This window comes from Phenylobacterium sp. J367 (assembly GCF_024699985.1).
In the GTDB taxonomy this organism is placed as follows: Bacteria; Pseudomonadota; Alphaproteobacteria; order Caulobacterales; family Caulobacteraceae; genus Phenylobacterium.
This window is the reverse complement of the sequence record NZ_JAJONA010000001.1, coordinates 3,213,891-3,228,429: the sequence shown is the minus strand read 5'-3', so window position 1 is coordinate 3,228,429 and position 14,539 is coordinate 3,213,891. Positions and strand designations below refer to the sequence as shown.

17 protein-coding genes and 5 pseudogenes are annotated in these 14,539 nt (G+C 69.3%); 13 read left to right on the top strand and 9 right to left on the bottom strand.

Going from position 1 to position 14,539, the window contains the following annotated elements; all coding sequences use genetic code 11:
* Positions 1–202: 202 nt before the first annotated feature.
* The 8 genes and pseudogenes from LRS04_RS28220 to LRS04_RS17290 form a co-directional block, all read left to right on the top strand.
* Positions 203–478 (top strand): annotated as a pseudogene (locus LRS04_RS28220) (NAD(P)-dependent oxidoreductase); the annotation flags it as partial.
* A 349-nt stretch (positions 479–827) separates the two neighbouring features.
* A complete protein-coding gene (locus tag LRS04_RS28215; protein WP_374577243.1) occupies positions 828–1,016 on the top strand; it encodes a DUF1932 domain-containing protein in 189 nt (62 codons plus the stop codon).
* Between the two features lie 12 nt (positions 1,017–1,028).
* Positions 1,029–2,051, top strand: a complete 1,023-nt coding sequence (locus LRS04_RS17315) for an amidohydrolase family protein (RefSeq protein ID WP_257817403.1) — start codon at positions 1,029–1,031, stop codon at positions 2,049–2,051.
* Positions 2,048–2,470, top strand: a complete 423-nt coding sequence (locus tag LRS04_RS17310) for an amidohydrolase family protein (protein WP_257817402.1) — start codon at positions 2,048–2,050, stop codon at positions 2,468–2,470. The genes LRS04_RS17315 and LRS04_RS17310 overlap by 4 nt, the downstream gene beginning before the upstream one ends.
* A gap of 1 nt (position 2,471) precedes the next feature.
* On the top strand, positions 2,472–2,942 hold the full coding sequence (locus LRS04_RS17305) for an amidohydrolase family protein (protein ID WP_257817401.1): 471 nt from the start codon (positions 2,472–2,474) through the stop codon (positions 2,940–2,942).
* A 1-nt stretch (position 2,943) separates the two neighbouring features.
* Positions 2,944–3,330: a protocatechuate 4,5-dioxygenase subunit alpha gene (gene ligA, locus LRS04_RS17300; RefSeq protein ID WP_257817400.1), complete on the top strand. Its 387-nt coding sequence runs from the start codon at positions 2,944–2,946 to the stop codon at positions 3,328–3,330.
* Positions 3,330–4,067 (top strand): class III extradiol dioxygenase subunit beta, encoded by a 738-nt coding sequence (locus LRS04_RS17295; RefSeq protein WP_257817399.1) that lies wholly within the window; start codon positions 3,330–3,332, stop codon positions 4,065–4,067. Before ligA ends, LRS04_RS17295 begins: the two co-directional genes overlap by 1 nt.
* Positions 4,058–4,174 carry a hypothetical protein gene (locus LRS04_RS17290; RefSeq protein WP_257817398.1) on the top strand — a complete coding sequence of 39 codons (117 nt, stop codon included), beginning with the start codon at positions 4,058–4,060 and terminating at the stop codon, positions 4,172–4,174. Before LRS04_RS17295 ends, LRS04_RS17290 begins: the two co-directional genes overlap by 10 nt.
* On the opposite strand, the gene LRS04_RS17285 is transcribed toward LRS04_RS17290, so the two are convergent.
* On the bottom strand, positions 4,171–4,299 hold the full coding sequence (locus LRS04_RS17285) for a hypothetical protein (RefSeq protein WP_257817397.1): 129 nt from the start codon (positions 4,297–4,299) through the stop codon (positions 4,171–4,173). The genes LRS04_RS17290 and LRS04_RS17285 overlap by 4 nt on opposite strands.
* On the bottom strand, positions 4,281–4,634 hold the full coding sequence (locus tag LRS04_RS17280; protein WP_257817396.1) for an RpiB/LacA/LacB family sugar-phosphate isomerase: 354 nt from the start codon (positions 4,632–4,634) through the stop codon (positions 4,281–4,283). The genes LRS04_RS17285 and LRS04_RS17280 overlap by 19 nt, the downstream gene beginning before the upstream one ends.
* Positions 4,635–4,736: 102 nt before the next feature.
* Here LRS04_RS17280 and LRS04_RS17275 point away from each other — a divergent pair, with 102 nt between their 5' ends.
* Positions 4,737–5,000: a DksA/TraR family C4-type zinc finger protein gene (locus tag LRS04_RS17275; RefSeq protein ID WP_257817395.1), complete on the top strand. Its 264-nt coding sequence runs from the start codon at positions 4,737–4,739 to the stop codon at positions 4,998–5,000.
* 103 nt (positions 5,001–5,103) lie between these two features.
* Here LRS04_RS17275 and LRS04_RS17270 read toward each other — a convergent pair whose 3' ends face one another.
* Both LRS04_RS17270 and pobA read right to left on the bottom strand, forming a co-directional pair.
* On the bottom strand, positions 5,104–5,949 hold the full coding sequence (locus tag LRS04_RS17270; protein ID WP_257817394.1) for an alpha/beta fold hydrolase: 846 nt from the start codon (positions 5,947–5,949) through the stop codon (positions 5,104–5,106).
* Positions 5,942–7,116, bottom strand: a pseudogene (gene pobA, locus LRS04_RS17265) (4-hydroxybenzoate 3-monooxygenase). The gene LRS04_RS17270 and the pseudogene pobA overlap by 8 nt, the downstream one beginning before the upstream one ends.
* 155 nt (positions 7,117–7,271) lie before the next feature.
* Here pobA and LRS04_RS17260 point away from each other — a divergent pair.
* From LRS04_RS17260 to LRS04_RS17245, 4 genes and pseudogenes are all read left to right on the top strand, one after another.
* Positions 7,272–8,327, top strand: a complete 1,056-nt coding sequence (locus LRS04_RS17260; RefSeq protein ID WP_257817393.1) for an AMP-binding protein — start codon at positions 7,272–7,274, stop codon at positions 8,325–8,327.
* 1 nt (position 8,328) lies between these two features.
* Positions 8,329–8,832 carry a class I adenylate-forming enzyme family protein gene (locus LRS04_RS17255; RefSeq protein ID WP_257817392.1) on the top strand — a complete coding sequence of 168 codons (504 nt, stop codon included), beginning with the start codon at positions 8,329–8,331 and terminating at the stop codon, positions 8,830–8,832.
* Positions 8,833–8,886: 54 nt separating this feature from the next.
* Positions 8,887–9,723: pseudogene (locus tag LRS04_RS17250) on the top strand (hypothetical protein); the annotation flags it as partial.
* Positions 9,716–10,039: a hypothetical protein gene (locus LRS04_RS17245; protein WP_257817391.1), complete on the top strand. Its 324-nt coding sequence runs from the start codon at positions 9,716–9,718 to the stop codon at positions 10,037–10,039. The pseudogene LRS04_RS17250 and the gene LRS04_RS17245, both read left to right, overlap by 8 nt.
* A 35-nt stretch (positions 10,040–10,074) precedes the next feature.
* Here the strand turns inward: LRS04_RS17245 and LRS04_RS17240 are convergent, their stop codons facing one another.
* From LRS04_RS17240 to LRS04_RS17220, 5 genes and pseudogenes are all read right to left on the bottom strand, one after another.
* Positions 10,075–10,548 (bottom strand): MarR family winged helix-turn-helix transcriptional regulator, encoded by a 474-nt coding sequence (locus LRS04_RS17240; protein ID WP_257817390.1) that lies wholly within the window; start codon positions 10,546–10,548, stop codon positions 10,075–10,077.
* 84 nt (positions 10,549–10,632) lie between these two features.
* Positions 10,633–12,282: a 3-hydroxyacyl-CoA dehydrogenase NAD-binding domain-containing protein gene (locus LRS04_RS17235; RefSeq protein ID WP_257817389.1), complete on the bottom strand. Its 1,650-nt coding sequence runs from the start codon at positions 12,280–12,282 to the stop codon at positions 10,633–10,635.
* A gap of 85 nt (positions 12,283–12,367) precedes the next feature.
* Positions 12,368–12,739: pseudogene (locus LRS04_RS28210) on the bottom strand (enoyl-CoA hydratase/isomerase family protein); the annotation flags it as partial.
* A gap of 130 nt (positions 12,740–12,869) precedes the next feature.
* Positions 12,870–13,364, bottom strand: a complete 495-nt coding sequence (locus LRS04_RS17225; protein ID WP_257817387.1) for a MarR family winged helix-turn-helix transcriptional regulator — start codon at positions 13,362–13,364, stop codon at positions 12,870–12,872.
* A gap of 180 nt (positions 13,365–13,544) precedes the next feature.
* A pseudogene (locus LRS04_RS17220) lies at positions 13,545–14,522 on the bottom strand (CapA family protein); the annotation flags it as partial.
* Positions 14,523–14,539 lie beyond the last annotated feature (17 nt).

Sequence of the window (14,539 nt, the reverse complement as noted above, 5' to 3'; positions counted from 1 at the left end):
CCCCGTTCACGGGGAAGGGGGACCATCGGCCGCAGAGCCGATGGTGGAAGGGGCGACCGTGCGCGCGCCGCTTGATCTCGCCCCCTCCACCATCGTCTCTTCGCTGCGCTCGGCCGATGGTCCCCCTCCCCCGTCGTCTTCGCGACGGTGGAGGAAGGCATGAGCAACCTCACCCCCCATCGCCCTGATCGGCTTTGGCGAGGTGGGCCAGACGCTGGCTGAGGACCTCGCCGGCAAAGCGGATCTCGTGGCCTGGGACATCGCCTTCGCCGATCCGGATTCGATCCCCTCCCGCGCCCTCCCCCGCTTCCAGCTCCGCGCGGCCGAAAGCGCACTCGACGCGGTCCGCGGCGCCCATCTGGTGATCAGCGCGGTGACCGCCGCCCGCGATCTGGACGCCGCCCAGTCGGTCGCCGACGGCCTCGAGGGCGGCGCCTTCTTCCTCGACCTCAACTCCTGCTCGCCGGGCCAGAAGACGGCCTCGGCCAAGGTCATTCACGCCGGCGGCGGTCGCTACGTCGAGGCCGCGGTGATGAGCCCGATCGGGCCGAAGCGGATCGCCTCGCCCATGCTGCTCGGCGGCACGCACGCCCGGGCCTTCCTGCAGGCCGCCGACGGCCTCGGCTTCGCCGGCGCCACGGCCTATTCCGAGGTGATCGGCCAGGCCGCGGCGACCAAGCTCTGCCGCTCGGTGATGATCAAAGGCATCGAGGCCCTGCTAACCGAGTCCATGCTGGCCGCGCGCCACTACGGCGTCGAGCAGGTGGTGCTGGACAGCCTTTCCGACCTCCTGCCCCTCCCCCGACTGGAACCGCACGGCGGCCTACATGATGAGCCGCTCCCTGGAACACGGGACCCGCCGGGCGGAGGAGATGCGCGAGGCCGCCCGCACCGTCGCCGAAGCCGGCGTGCCCCCCCACCCTCAGCGACGCCATCGCAGTCCGCCAGGACTGGGCCGCCCACTACAAGGGCGCGATGTCCGACGACCTCGCCGCCATGCTCGACGCCATCAGTAAGGATCTCGCCAGGTGATCATCGACTGCCACGGCCACTACACCACCGCGCCCGCTCCCCATGACGCCTGGCGCGACGCCCAGAAGGCCGCCTTCAAGGCCGGCGGCGACATCGATCCCGCATATCCGGAGATCTCCGACGATGAGATCCGCGAGACCATCGAGAAGAACCAGCTGCGCCTGATCCGCGAGCGCGGCGCCGACTTCACCATCTTCTCCCCGCGCGCCTCCACCATGGCCCACCATGTGGGCGACGAGGCGGTCAGCCAGGCCTGGACGCGGCGCTGCAACGACCTGATCAAGCGGGTCGTCGACCTCTTCCCCGAGACCTTCGCCGGGGTCTGTCAGCTTCCCCAATCGCCGGGCGTAAGCATCGAGAACTCCATCGCCGAGCTCGAGCGCTGCGTGAACGAGTTGGGCTTCGTCGGCTGCAACCTGAACCCCGACCCGTCGGGCGGCCACTGGACTTCCGACCCGCTCACCGCGCGCTCCTGGTATCCCTTCTTCGAGAAGATGGTCGAGCTGGACGTGCCGGCCATGGTCCACGTCTCGGGCTCCTGCAACCACAACTTCCACGCCACGGGCGCGCACTACATCAACGCCGACACCACGGCCTTCATGCAGTTCCTGGAAGGCGACCTCTTCAAGGACTTCCCGACGCTGCGCTTTATCATCCCGCACGGCGGCGGCGCGGTCCCCTACCACTGGGGCCGCTACCGGGGCCTTGCCGACATGCTGAAGAAGCCGCCGCTGCGCGAGCACGTGATGAAGAACGTCTTCTTCGACACCTGCGTCTATCACCAGCCGGGCATCGACCTGCTGTTCCGGGTGATCGACCTCGACAACATCCTGTTCGGCTCTGAGATGGTCGGCGCCGTCCGCGGCATCGACCCGGAGACCGGCCACTATTTCGACGACACCAAGCGCTACGTCGACGCCTTGCCGATCTCCGACGACGACAAGCTGAAGGTCTTCGAAAAGAACGCCCGGCGCGTCTATCCGCGCCTGGACGCGATCCTGAAGGGCCAGGGCCGATGAGCGACAAGCCACAGGTCATGGATGCCGACTGGCTGGTTTGGCACCAAAGCCCGAAGAAGCCGGCCTACGTCCCGCCGCCCGGCGCGGTGGACGCCCACTGCCACGTGTTCGGTCCCGGCGCCGAGTTCCCGTTCGCGCCGGAGCGCAAGTACACGCCCTGCGACGCCTCGAAGGCCCAGCTCTTCGCTTTGCGCGACTATCTCGGCTTCAGCCGCAACGTGATCGTCCAGGCCACCTGCCACGGCAAGGACAACCGGGCCACCGTCGACGCCGTGAAGGCCTCGAACGGTCTTGCCCGCGGCGTCGCCACGGTCGGCGAGGACATCACCGAGGCCGAGCTCGCCGAACTGGACGCCGCCGGCATCCGCGGCGTGCGCTTCAACTTCCCTGCGCCGGCTGGCCGACTTCACGCCGCATGACGTGCTGCAGCGGATCGGCGCCAAGGTCGCCCCCTTTGGCTGGCACATCGTCGTCTATTTCGAGGCGCCGGACCTCGCCGAGCTGAAGCCGCTCTTCTCCTCCCTCCCGACCAAGGTGGTGGTCGACCACATGGGCCGGCCGGACGTGAAGCTCGGGACCGACCACCCGCAATGGCGCGCCTTCGTGGACTGGATGGCCGAGGACGAGGACGTCTGGTCGAAGGTCTCCTGCCCGGAGCGCCTCTCCGTCGCCGGCCCGCCCTACGACGACGTGGTCCCCTTCCAGCGCGAGATTGTCGAGACCTTCCCCGACCGCGTGCTCTGGGGCACCGACTGGCCGCACCCCAACCTGAAGGGCCATATGGTCGACGACGGCGTGCTCGTGGACCAGATCCCCAAGTTCGCCGTCACCGAGGAGCTCCGGCAGAAGCTGCTCGTGGACAACCCCATGCGTCTCTACTGGGACCGCTGAGATGACCGAGAAGCCGTATCACGACATCCCCGGCACGGTGCTGTTCGACGCCGAGCAGTCGCGCCAGGGCTTCCACCTGAACCAGTTCTGCATGTCCTTGATGAAGGCCGACAACCGCGCCGCCTTCAAGGCGGACGAGCGCGCCTACCTCGACAAGTGGCCGATGACCGAGGGCCAGAAGCAGGCCGTCCTCGACCGTGACTGGAACGGCATGATCGCCCAGGGCGGCAACATCTACTTTACGTCGAAGATAGCCGCCACCGACGGCCTCTCCTTCCAGCAGATCGCCGCGATCATGAGCGGCGTCACCCAGCCGGAATATGCCGAGATGATGCTCAAGGGCGGCCGCTCCATCGAGGGCAACCGCTCGAAGAAGGACCCGAAGTAATGGCGCGTATCACCGCCGGCGTCGCCACCAGCCATGTCCCCGCCATCGGCGCCGCCCTCGACAACGGCAAGGCGGCCGAACCCTACTGGCAGCCCGTTTTCGCCGGCTACGACGCCTCCAAGAAATGGATCGCCGAGGAGAAGCCGGACGTCGTCATCCTGGTCTACAACGACCACGCCTCGGCCTTCTCGCTGTCGCTGATCCCGACCTTCGCCATCGGCTGCGCCGAGGAGTTCAAACCGGCCGACGAAGGGTGGGGACCGCGCCCTGTGCCCACCGTGAAGGGCCATCCGGAGCTCGCCTGGCACCTGGCCGAGAGCCTGATCCTCGACGAGTTCGACATGACCATCGTCAACGAGATGGACGTCGACCACGGGCTCACCGTCCCGCTGTCGCTGATGTTCGGCCAGCCCGCGGAATGGCCGGTGAAGGTGATCCCGCTGGCGGTGAACGTGGTCCAGTACCCGCCGCCGACCGGCAACCGCTGCTACAACCTCGGCAAGGCGATCCGGAAGGCCGTCGAGAGCTTCCCGGAAGACCTGAACGTCCAGGTCTGGGGCACCGGCGGCATGAGCCACCAGCTCCAGGGCCCCCCGCGCCGGGCTGATCAACCGCGAGTTCGACAACGCCTTCCTCGACCGGCTGATCGAGGATCCCGCCGCCCAGGCGAAGGTCCCCCCACCTCGACTACGTCCGCGAGGCCGGCAGCGAGGGCATCGAGCTCGTCATGTGGCTGATCATGCGCGGCGCGCTCGCCGACAAGGTCGAGGTCGCCCACCGCTTCTACCACGTGCCGGCGTCCAACACGGCCGTCGGACACCTGGTGCTGGAGAACGCGGACTAGCTCACGTCCAGCCGGGCGAGCCGCGCCCGGCGCTCGGCGTACCGGTCCCCCAGGGCGGCGGTGCTCAGGAACGCCGCCAGGATCTGTTCGGCCGCCTCCCCGTCCGTCAGGTCGGCGCCCAGCACCAGGACGTTGGCGTCGCCGTGCTCCCGGGCGCCCCCGCCTCCTCGACGCCGTGCAGCAGGGTCGCCCGGACAAAGGGGAAGCGGTTGGCCGTGATCGCCATCATCTGCCCGCTGCCGCAGATCCCGACGGCGAAATCCGACCGGCCGGCGCGGATCTCCTCGGCCAAACGCACGGCATAATCCATGGCGTCCACCCGCTCCGCCGCTGTGTCCGTCCCGCAGTCGGTGACGCCGTAGCCGTTGGCGGCCAGCCACTCCGCCAGCCGCGCCTTGAGGGCCACGCCGCGATGGTCAGTCGCGATGGCGATCGGCTTGTCGGTCAGCTTCCGGCTCATGCCGACACCCTAATCCGCCCCTTGCACCATGCAATCGAGGTGACGCTTGGTTGCGGCTTGACCGTACCTATCTATCTGAAGACACAAAAGGAGTTCCAACATATGGCCACCGGATGGGCGCACGAAGGCGCAGTCCTGGACCAGATTCACGACACCATCACCGACGGCGTGGCGGGCGCCCGCGCACGCCTGCCGCAAGGCGAGGGCACGCTTGAGTGCGTCGAGTGCGGCGAGGACATCCCCGAGCGCCGCCGCAAGGCCCTGCCCGGCGTGACCACCTGCATCGCCTGCCAGTCCGGCCGCGACCAGCGGATCGTGCACTCCATGATCAACCGCCGCGGCAGCAAGGACAGCCAGCTGAAGTGACGGCCAGCGGAAGGCAGCCGTAGCCTTGAGGCTGGGTCTCTTGGACGCACTGGCCCAGCGACAAGCGCCGGAAACACTGCGTGGGTCGCGGTTCTGGGCTACGTCACCCGGAGAGCGCCGCAATCACCAAGTTGGGTCGCTCCATCGGTAGAAAGTGGGTGGTCTCGGGCACGACCTCCTGGCCAAGGCCGGGCTTGATCGCCTGCAATTCCTGCGGCGTCGCCCCGACGGTCGAGCCCTTCTCCGCCCGGAAGATCCGCACCGGCGCCTGGATGGCCGAAAGGGCGCCCCCGCACGTCGTGCGCCTGGGCGATGTAGTTGGAATGCTCCCCACGCCGGGACGGCGGCGAGCGTCACCGACCCGTCCGCCACGTCGCGGAAGCCGTCGGCGGCGTAGTCGGCGAGCATCTGCGGCGTCCAGGACCGGAAGGCCCCTCGCCCGGTATAGGCCTGGATCGCCTCCTCGCGGCTGCCGAAGTCGGCGCGGCGCTTCAGCGTGCCCAGGACCATCGGCGAGTCGGCCGGCTCCCCCCGTCGCCCCGGCCGGCATGATCACCGGCTCGAACAGCACGAGGTCGCGCACCCGCGCCGGCGCCTCGGCCGCCGCCAGCAGGCTGACGGTCGCGCCCATCGAATGGCCGGCGAGGGTCACGTCCCCCAGGTCGAGGACGTCCAGGAGAGCCAAGAGATCGTCCCGGGCGTCGGTCCAGTCGGCGCGTCCGGCGGGATCCGCCGGCAGCGCGGTCCTGCCGTGGCCGCGGATATCCGGCAGCAGGATCCGCCGCGTCGCCGCGACCGGGGCCAGGATGCTCAGGTAGGTGCGCGCGTTGAAGCCGTTGGCGTGGCTGAACACCAGGTCGATCGGCCGGTCCGCCGGGCCGATCTCGTAGGCTGCGATGGCGCCGCCCCGGGCGGGCAGCTCGATCCGGCGGGTGAGAACCTCAGCCAAAGGACAGCCCCACATAGTTCTCGGCCACCGTGGTCTGCCCCGCGGTCGAGCCCTTGATGTACTCGATCTCGGCGGTCTGCATGCGCCGCGCGAACGCATCCGTGTCCGGGAAGCGGTGGGTCAGGCCCGTGAACCACCACGAGAACCGTTCGGCCTTCCAGACCCGGGCCAGCGCCTTGGCCGAATAGCCGTCGACGCCCTCGCTCGAACCGGTCTTGTAGAAGTCGATCAGCGCTTCCGAGAGATAGTGCACGTCCGAGGCCGCGAGGTTCAGGCCCTTGGCGCCAGTCGGCGGCACGATGTGCGCCGCGTCGCCGGCCAGGAACAGCCGGCCCCACCGCATCGGCTCGGCCACGAAGCTGCGCAGCGGCGCGATGCTCTTTCGATGGACGGGCCGCGGGTCATGTTGGCCGCCGCCTTGGGGCCGAGCCGGATCGCCAACTCGTCCCAGATCCTGTCGTCCGGCCAGTCGTCCAGGTTCGTGTCGAGCGGCGCCTGAATGTAGTAGCGGCTCCGCGTGTTCGACCGCATCGAGGCCAGGGCGAAGCCGCGCTCGTGGTTCGAGTAGATCAGCTCGTGGTCGCAGGGCGGCACGTCGGCCAGGATGCCCAGCCAGCCGAACGGATAGACCTTCTCGTAGGTCTTCAGCACGTCCCCCGGGATCGAGGGCCGGCTCACCCCATGATAGCCGTCGCAGCCGGCGACGAAGTCGCAGTCGAGACGCTGGCCCACGCCGTCCTTGCGGTAGGTGACGAACGGCCGGTCGGTGTCGACCCCGTGCAGGGCGACGCCCTCGGCCTCGAAGACGACGGGGCAGCCACGTTCGCCGGCGGCGTCCATCAGGTCCTTGGTGACCTCGGTCTGGCCATAGACCATCACGGTCTTGCCGCCCGTCAGGCCCTTCAGGTCGATGCGGAAGGTCTCGCCGTCCACGGCCAGCGCGAAGCCGTCATGCACGAGGCCTTCCCGCCGCATCCGCTCGGCTACGCCCACCTTCTCCAGAAGATCGACGGTCACCTGCTCCAGCACGCCGGCCCGGATGCGGCCCTCGACATAGGCCCGGCTGCGCTGCTCGAGGACCACGCTCTCGATCCCGGCCACGTGCAGCAGCTGCTGCAGCAGCAGTCCTGCCGGTCCACCGCCGACAATCGCCACCTGGGTGCGCATGCTCCCGGCCTCCCTCGTTGCGCAACCTGTATGTGACACATACAATTGGCGCAAGAGGTCCATCGCTCCGCATTGCGCCGGATCAAAGCCGGTTGTATGTGTCGCATACAATTCGCCGCGGCCCTGGCGGCGACAACGAAAAGACGGTGGGAAACGTGGCCGATCGGGATTCGGACTACGGCTGGCTGGCGAGGGACGTGGTGGCGCGGCAGGCGGCCATCCGTCCGAATCGCCTGGCCGTCCACGAGCTGGCCAGCGGCCGGAAGCTCACCTTCCGCGCCCTGGAAGACACCCTGCGCCGCGCTGACGCCGTGCTGCGCGAACAGGTGTCGCCCGGCGCCCGTGTTTCCCTGCTAGCCCGCAACTCCCTGAACCACCTGGTCCTGTTCTACGGCTGCACCCGGGCCGGCGCGATCTTCCAGCCGCTGAACTGGCGCCTGACCGGCCCGGAGCTCGCGGTCCTGCTGGAGGACGCCCAGCCCGAACTGGTGATCTACGAGGCCGAGTTCGCCCGCGAGGCCGAGGTCGCGTTGAAGGCCGTCCCGGACGCCCGCACGCTCCGCATCGAGCCCGGCGCCGATCCCTTCGCCGAACTGCTGGCCGCCGCCACGCCCCGCGCACCTTCCCCGATCGCCCCGTTCGAGCCGGCGATGCTGCTCTACACCTCGGGCACCACCGGCCGGCCCAAGGGCGTGATCGTCACGCCGAAGACCGCCTTTTACGCGGCCATGAACTTCACCTACGTCGGCGAACTCACCGCCGACCACGCTCAGCTCTGCGACGTGCCGCTGTTCCACGTGGTCGGCCTATTGGCGATCCTGCACGCCACCATGCTGGCCGGCGGGACCCTGCACCTCTCCGACCGCTTCGCGCCAGCCACGACGCTGCAGCGCCTCACCGACCCGGAGCTTAGGGTCAGCCACTTCTTCTGCGTGCCGCAGATGGCCCAGGCCCTGCTGGAGGATCCCGCCTCGTCCTCCCACGACCTGACGGGCCTGCGCCTGTTCACCGGCGGCGCGCCCATGCCGCCGGAGCTGACCCTGGCCCTGATCGAGCGGGGCGTGCGGCCCTCGAACGGCTACGGCATGAGCGAGAACGGGACGATCCTCGGCGTGCCGCTCGATCCCGAGGTGGCGCGCGCCAAGGTCGGCTCCGCCGGCGTCGCCGCGCCCGCCGCCGAGATTCTGGCTGGTCGGCCCGGATGGCCGTGACGTGCCCGAAGGCGAGGTGGGCGAGGTCTGGCTGCGCGGTCCCTCGGTGACGTCGGCCTACTGGAACCAGCCCGAGGCGACCGCCAAGGCCTTCAAGGACGGCTGGTTCCGCACCGGCGACGCGGCCCGGAGGGACGCCGACGGCTTCTACTTCATCGTCGACCGCTGGAAGGACATGTACATCACCGGCGGCGAGAACGTTTACCCGGCCGAGGTCGAGCAGGTGATCGCCGCCATGGACGGCGTCGCCGACGCCGCGGTGGTCGGCGTGCCCGACCCCCGCTGGGGCGAGAGCGGCTGCGCCTATGTGGTGCTCCGACCGGGCGCGGAGCCCGACCCCGCCAAGGTGGCCGACTGGTGCGACGAGCGGCTCGCCCGTTACAAGCGCCCCAGCCACGTGCGCTTCGTCGAGGCCCTGCCCCGCACCGCCTCCGGCAAGATCCAGAAAGACATCCTCAGGCGGCAGTTCGCCGCCCAGCAGAACGAGACGGAGTCCCAGACGTGAGCTTCGACAAGGTCGAGATCCCCCTACGGCGCCTACTGGTCCACGCCCTTCGCCAAGTGGCAGGGCAGCCTGCAGCACCTGCACGCCATGAAGTTCGCCGCCTGGGTGGCCAAGAACGAGCTGGCGCGGCGCAACATCGACCCCAAGACGTTCGACACCGGCGTCTTCGGCATGACCAACAACCAGTACCAGTCGTTCTACGGCGCGCCGTGGCCGCTGTACGAGATCGGCGCAACCCACACGCCCGGCCACATGATCACCCAGGTCTGCGCCACGGGCGCGCGGGTGGTGTTCGCCGGCGCCTCCGAGATCCAGCTCGGCCTCGCCTCCCAGGCCATCGTCATCGCCGCCGACCGCTGCTCCAACGGCCCGCACATCTACTACCCGGCGCCCAAGGGCCCCGGCGGCTACGGCCAGTCCGAGGACCAGGTCACCTACAACATGATGAACGACGCCATCGGCGGGCACTCCATGCTCAAGACCGCCGAGAACGTGGCGCGCAAGTTCCAGATCTCGAAGGAAGAGAACGACGAGGTCACCCTGCGCCGGTACGAGCAGTATCAGGACGCCCTCGCCGACGATCACGCTTTCCAGAAGCGCTACATGACGCTGCCCTTCAATGTGCCCAAGCATAACTTCAAGGGCGAGGATGGCGTGATGCAGGGCGACGAGGGCGTCTTCGAGACCACCAAGGAGGGCCTCGCCAGGCTGGAAGCCGGTGATGCCGGAAGGCACCGTCACCTTCGGCAGCCAGACCCACCCGGCCGACGGCAATGTGGGCATCATCCTGACCACGCCGGAGAAGGCCCGCGAGCTTTCCAGAGATCCGTCTATCCGGGTCACGATCCGCGGCGTCGGCCAGTCGCGCGCCGACCTCGAGTACATGCCTGAGGCCCCGATCGCCGCCAGCCAGAAGGCGCTCGACCACGCCGGCGTGAAGATCGCCGACCTCGCCGCCATCAAGTCGCACAACCCCTTCGCGGTGAACGACATCGCCTTCGCCCGGGCCACCGGCGCGGACGTGATGGGTATGAACAACTACGGCTGCTCGCTGATCTGGGGCCACCCGCAGGGCCCCACGGGCCTGCGGGCGGTGGTCGAGCTGATCGAGGAGCTGGCCCTAAAGGGCGGCGGCCTCGGCCTCTTCCAAGGCTGCGCGGCCGGCGACAGCTCCATGGCGCTGGTCGTGGAAGTCTCGAGCCGCTGAGGCCTGTCAGGCGGCGGGTCGAGGCCCGCCGCCGCTCACACCTGCTGGTGGATTCTGCTGAGCGCGTTGGTCAGGGCCTTCAGCTCGGCGGCGGTGAACCGCGAGGTGAAGTGCCGCTCGTGCTCGGCGATCGCGTGGCGGGCGCGGGTCAGCATGGCCTCCCCGTCGTCCGTGAGGTTCAGCTCCTGGCGGCGGCGGTCGGCCAGCGACCGGCGGCGCACCAGCAGGTTCCGCTGCTCCAGCCGGTCGACCATGGCCATCATGGTCGCCCGGTCGGTGCCCAAAGTGCCCGCCAGGTCCACCTGGGAGACGCCCGGATTGGCCCCGATGAGCTGCAGCGTCGCGCACTGCTTCTGGGTCAGGTCGAGGTCGGCCAGGGCCGTCGTGAAGTCCCGGTACATGGCCACATGCGCCAGGCGCAGATGGAAGCCCAGCAGGTCCGGCAGGCCGTCCAGGTGAAGCTTCGGGTCCAACAGCTTGGTGTCGGGGCCGGCGTCCGGCGCGCTCACGGTCTTTGAGTCCATCTTGCGCACAGGATACCGGCCAAGGGACGCAACACAAACAGTTGTTTGCGTTGCAGCATCCGCCGGCCCCTAGGCCCGCGAGGCGTCATAACCCTCGAACGTGCCGCCCTCGTTCGCCAGCCGGACCAGCAGCGGCGACGGTTTCCAGTAGTAGTCCGACTGCTTCTGGTAGTGCTCGATCCGCGCCAGCACGGTCTTCAGGCCGAGCGTATCGGCGTAGAACATCGGCCCGCCGAGGTGACGGGGGAAGCCGTAGCCGGCGGTCCAGACCACATCGATGTCCTTGGCGCGGTAGGCGATGCCGTCCTCCAGGAGCTGGGCGCCGATGTTGATCAGCGGCAGGACGCAGCGCTCCTCGATCTCCGCGTCGGAGATTTCGCGGCGCTCGATCCCGCGGTCGGCCGCGAGCTTCCGGATCAGATCCTCGGTGGCGGGGTTCGGATAGGCGGTCCGGTCGCCCGGCTTGTAGGAATAGACCCCCTCGCCCGACTTCTGACCGAGCTTGCCCTGGGCGGTCAGGGCGTCCGAGACCACGAAGTACGGATCCGGACGGCTCTCCTTCTTGTAGAGCTCCTCGCGGACCTTAGTGCCCACGTCGACGCCGGCCATGTCGTTGACCTTGTTGGGGCCCATGGCGAAGCCGAAGGCCTCCATCACCTTGTCGATCTGCTCGGCGCTCGCGCCTTCCAGCAGGAGCTGCTCGGCTTCGCGGAAGTAGCCGTCCTGCATCATCTTGTTGCCGATGAAACCGAAGGCGTCGCCCGAGACCACGCCGATCTTCCGGAGCTTCCGGGCGATCTCCAGGCTGGTCACCAGGGTCTCGTTCGAGGTCTCGGCCCCGCGCACGATCTCCAGCAGCCGCATGATGTGGGCCGGCGAGAAGAAGTGCAGGCCGACCACCTGGGCCGGGCGCTTGGTCTCGGCGGCCAGCTCGGTGATCGATAGCGTCGAGGTGTTGGACGCCAGGATGGTGTGCGCCGGCGTCACCTGGTCCAGCTCGCGGATGATCCGCTTCTTCAGCTCGAAGTCCTCGAACACCGCCTCGATGACCACGTCGGCGTCACCGGCTGCGGAAAGCGAGGTGGCGCCCTCGATCAGGCCCATGCGCTGCTCCAGCTCGTCGGCGGTCATCCGGCCGCGCTTCACCGTCACCTCGTAGTTGGCGCGCACGACGCCGAGCCCGCGCTCCAGCGCCGCGTCGCTCACGTCGATCAGGGTGGTGGGGACGCCGGAGTTGGCCAGCGCCATGGCGATGCCGCCGCCCATGGTGCCGGCGCCGATCACGGCGGCCTTGCGGATCGGGGCGGCTTCCATCGGCGGCAGGCCCGGGATCTTGCCCACCTCCCGCTCGGCGAAGAACACGTGACGCAGGGCTTCGGACTCGCGGTCCTTCAGCGAGGCGCGGGAGAGCTCGTCCTCGCGCTTCAGGCCCTCGGCCAGCGGCAGGTCGACGGCCGCCTTGATGGCGGCGATGGTCTTTTCCTGGGTGGTCCGGCCCTTCAGCGCGCGGGCCTGGCTCTTCAGGTATTCTGCGACCTCGGCGTCGGAGAAGCCGGCGGTGTCGGTGTTGCGGTCGCCCGTCCGGCGGACCGGCGCGCCCTCGTCGGCCAGCTTCTGGGCGTAGGCCACGCCGCCGTCGCGGGGCGAGCCCTGCACCACCTCGTCGATGACGCCGAGCTCCCTGGCCCGGGCCGCGTCGATCGGGGCGCCCTGGATCATCATCTCCAGCGCCGCGCGGGCGCTCGATCAGGCGCGGCAGCCGCTGGGTGCCGCCGGCGCCCGGCACGATGCCCAGGGTGATCTCCGGCATGCCCATCCGGGCGTCGGCCACCGCGGCGCGGTAGTGGCAGGCGAGCGCGGTCTCGAGGCCGCCGCCCAGCGCCGTGCCATGCAGCACGGCGACCACCGGCTTCTTCGAGGCCTCGAGGCGGTCGAGGGTGTCGTAGTAGTTGGGCTCGGCAATGGTCCCGCCCAGCTCGTTGAGGTCCGCGCCCGACAGGAACGTCCGGCCGGCGCAGGTGAGCAGGATGACCTTGGCGTCGGCGTCGGACTCAGCCTGGTCGAGGGCCTTCCAGAGGCCCTGGCGGACGGAGACGTCGATGGCGTTCACCGGCGGCCGGTCGATGGTGACGATCCCCACATCGCCCTGGCGCTCGTAGCTCACCGTCCCAGCCATCTCGTCGCTCCCGTCGCATATTGTAAGTGATACGTATGGTTGGGTTTTCGTACCACTCGAACGTGCGGGTGTGAAGCGCGACAAACAGTTGTTTGCGCGGCGACCGGCCAGGGGCGGGGAAGCGGCCCGTCTAGCGGGTGATGTCGGAGAAGCAGGCCCCGTAGATCTTGTCGAGCAGGGCGAAGAGCTGCTGCTGTTCGTCGGGGCTCAGGGCCGCGTGGATCGCCTTCTCGTTGGCGTGCGCCTCGTCGAGCATCTTCTGCAGCGCCTTCTCGCCCGAGCGGGTCACGTAGAGCGCGTGGCGTCGCCGGTCGGCGATGGAGCGCTTGCGCTCGGCCCAGCCCAGGTCCTCGAGCGCGTCGAGGATCGCCACCACCGTCGCCTTGTCGAAGCCGATCTCGCGCGAAAGCGTGGTCTGGGAAAGGCCGGGATTGGCGGCGATCAGGGCCAGGGCGCTGAAGGAGCCCGGCTTGATCTCCTTGCGCGCGATGCGGTCGGAGAAGCCACGGGACAGGTGGTTCTGGATGCGCCGCAGCCGGAAGCCGATCACGTCGTTCAGCACGCCCAGGTCGACGTCGACGATGTCTTCGTCAGGGTTGGTCGCGGGAGCGGGACGCGGCGGCATGGTCATCTTCCGGTGTTGCACCGCGGCAGCGGGCGTTCGTTCCTTCCGCAAACGGTGGGGGGCGTCAACCTTGCGTGGTCCCCGGATCGGGGTTCGCGCCCCGCCGAGCTCACTGGAACACCACCCGATCCCCGTCCCAGTCGAACTCGGTCCGGAGCCCCGCCTTGCGGCTGATCCCGATCACATAGTCGGCCACCGCCTCGCCCTCAGGCGTCCGGCCCAGCACTTCGGGCGCGCCGCCCGGACGGATCCAGCAGGGCAGGAAGCCCGGGGGAGATCGCCCCGCCCTCGATCCGGCAATCGGCGATCATCGCGTTGCGGCTCTCGGGGGTGGAACGGATAGACCGGCAGGTACTCCGGCAGGGGCTCGAAGCCGAACAGCTCCTTGCGCTTGATCGCCCAGGCCTTGCGCGCCGGGCTGTCGTTGCCCTCCGGGGTGAGCGCCCGGGTGACGGTCACGAAGTTGCCGAGACCGTGGAACACCGGCTTGCCCGCCACCGTCTCGACGCCGCGCAGGATGTGCGCGTGGTGGCCGACCACGATGTCGGCCCCCGCCTCCACCGCCGCCCTGGCCAGCGGCCGCTCGTACATGGCGATGTGCGCCGGCGTGTGGACCACGCCCTTGTGGAACGCCGCCACCACCACATCGACCTCGCTGCGCAGCGCCGCGATGTCGGCCTGCATGGCCTCGACCGTGTCCGGATCCGAGAAGGTGTAGACCTTGGCCGGCCCACCGGGGTTGGCGCCTTGCGTCTCGTAGTGGGTGATCACCTTCACATAGGCGCAACCGGCGTTCTTCGGCCCCGCCCAGCCCTCGCGCGGACCCACGCAGTTCCAGGCCAGCACGCCGACCTTCAGCCCCTTGCGCTCGGCCACTGCCGGCGTCCGGGCCTCGGCCAGGTCACGCCCTGCGCCGACCGGCGCCACGCCCTGGGCGCGCAGCAGGGCGATGGTGTCCTCGATCCCCTCCCCGCCCCGGTCGTGGATGTGGTTGCCGGCCAGGGTGGCGACGCCGAAGCCGGCGGAGCCGAGGGCGGCGATGTTCTCGGGCGGGCTGGCCGGGGCCGGCACGTCGCCCACCGACTCGGTCCCCCGGTCGGTATGCGGGGTCTCCACATGGCCGACCAACAGGTCGGCCTGTCTGAGGGTGGCGCGCGACAGGTCGAAGAAGCTGT

Excerpts from the sequence above, each read along its gene's own strand:
- LRS04_RS17275 (WP_257817395.1), top strand. The coding sequence starts at position 4,737 with ATGGCCACCGGATGGGCGCACGAAGGCGCAGTCCTGGACCAGATTCAC.
- LRS04_RS17245 (WP_257817391.1), top strand. The coding sequence starts at position 9,716 with ATGCCTGAGGCCCCGATCGCCGCCAGCCAGAAGGCGCTCGACCACGCC.
- LRS04_RS28215 (WP_374577243.1), top strand. The coding sequence starts at position 828 with ATGATGAGCCGCTCCCTGGAACACGGGACCCGCCGGGCGGAGGAGATG.
- LRS04_RS17280 (WP_257817396.1), bottom strand. The coding sequence starts at position 4,634 with ATGAGCCGGAAGCTGACCGACAAGCCGATCGCCATCGCGACTGACCAT.
- LRS04_RS17225 (WP_257817387.1), bottom strand. The coding sequence starts at position 13,364 with ATGCCGCCGCGTCCCGCTCCCGCGACCAACCCTGACGAAGACATCGTC.
- ligA (WP_257817400.1), top strand. The coding sequence starts at position 2,944 with ATGACCGAGAAGCCGTATCACGACATCCCCGGCACGGTGCTGTTCGAC.
- LRS04_RS17310 (WP_257817402.1), top strand. The coding sequence starts at position 2,048 with ATGAGCGACAAGCCACAGGTCATGGATGCCGACTGGCTGGTTTGGCAC.
- LRS04_RS17290 (WP_257817398.1), top strand. The coding sequence starts at position 4,058 with ATGTGGCTGATCATGCGCGGCGCGCTCGCCGACAAGGTCGAGGTCGCC.
- LRS04_RS17235 (WP_257817389.1), bottom strand. The coding sequence starts at position 12,282 with ATGATCCAGGGCGCCCCGATCGACGCGGCCCGGGCCAGGGAGCTCGGC.
- LRS04_RS17295 (WP_257817399.1), top strand. The coding sequence starts at position 3,330 with ATGGCGCGTATCACCGCCGGCGTCGCCACCAGCCATGTCCCCGCCATC.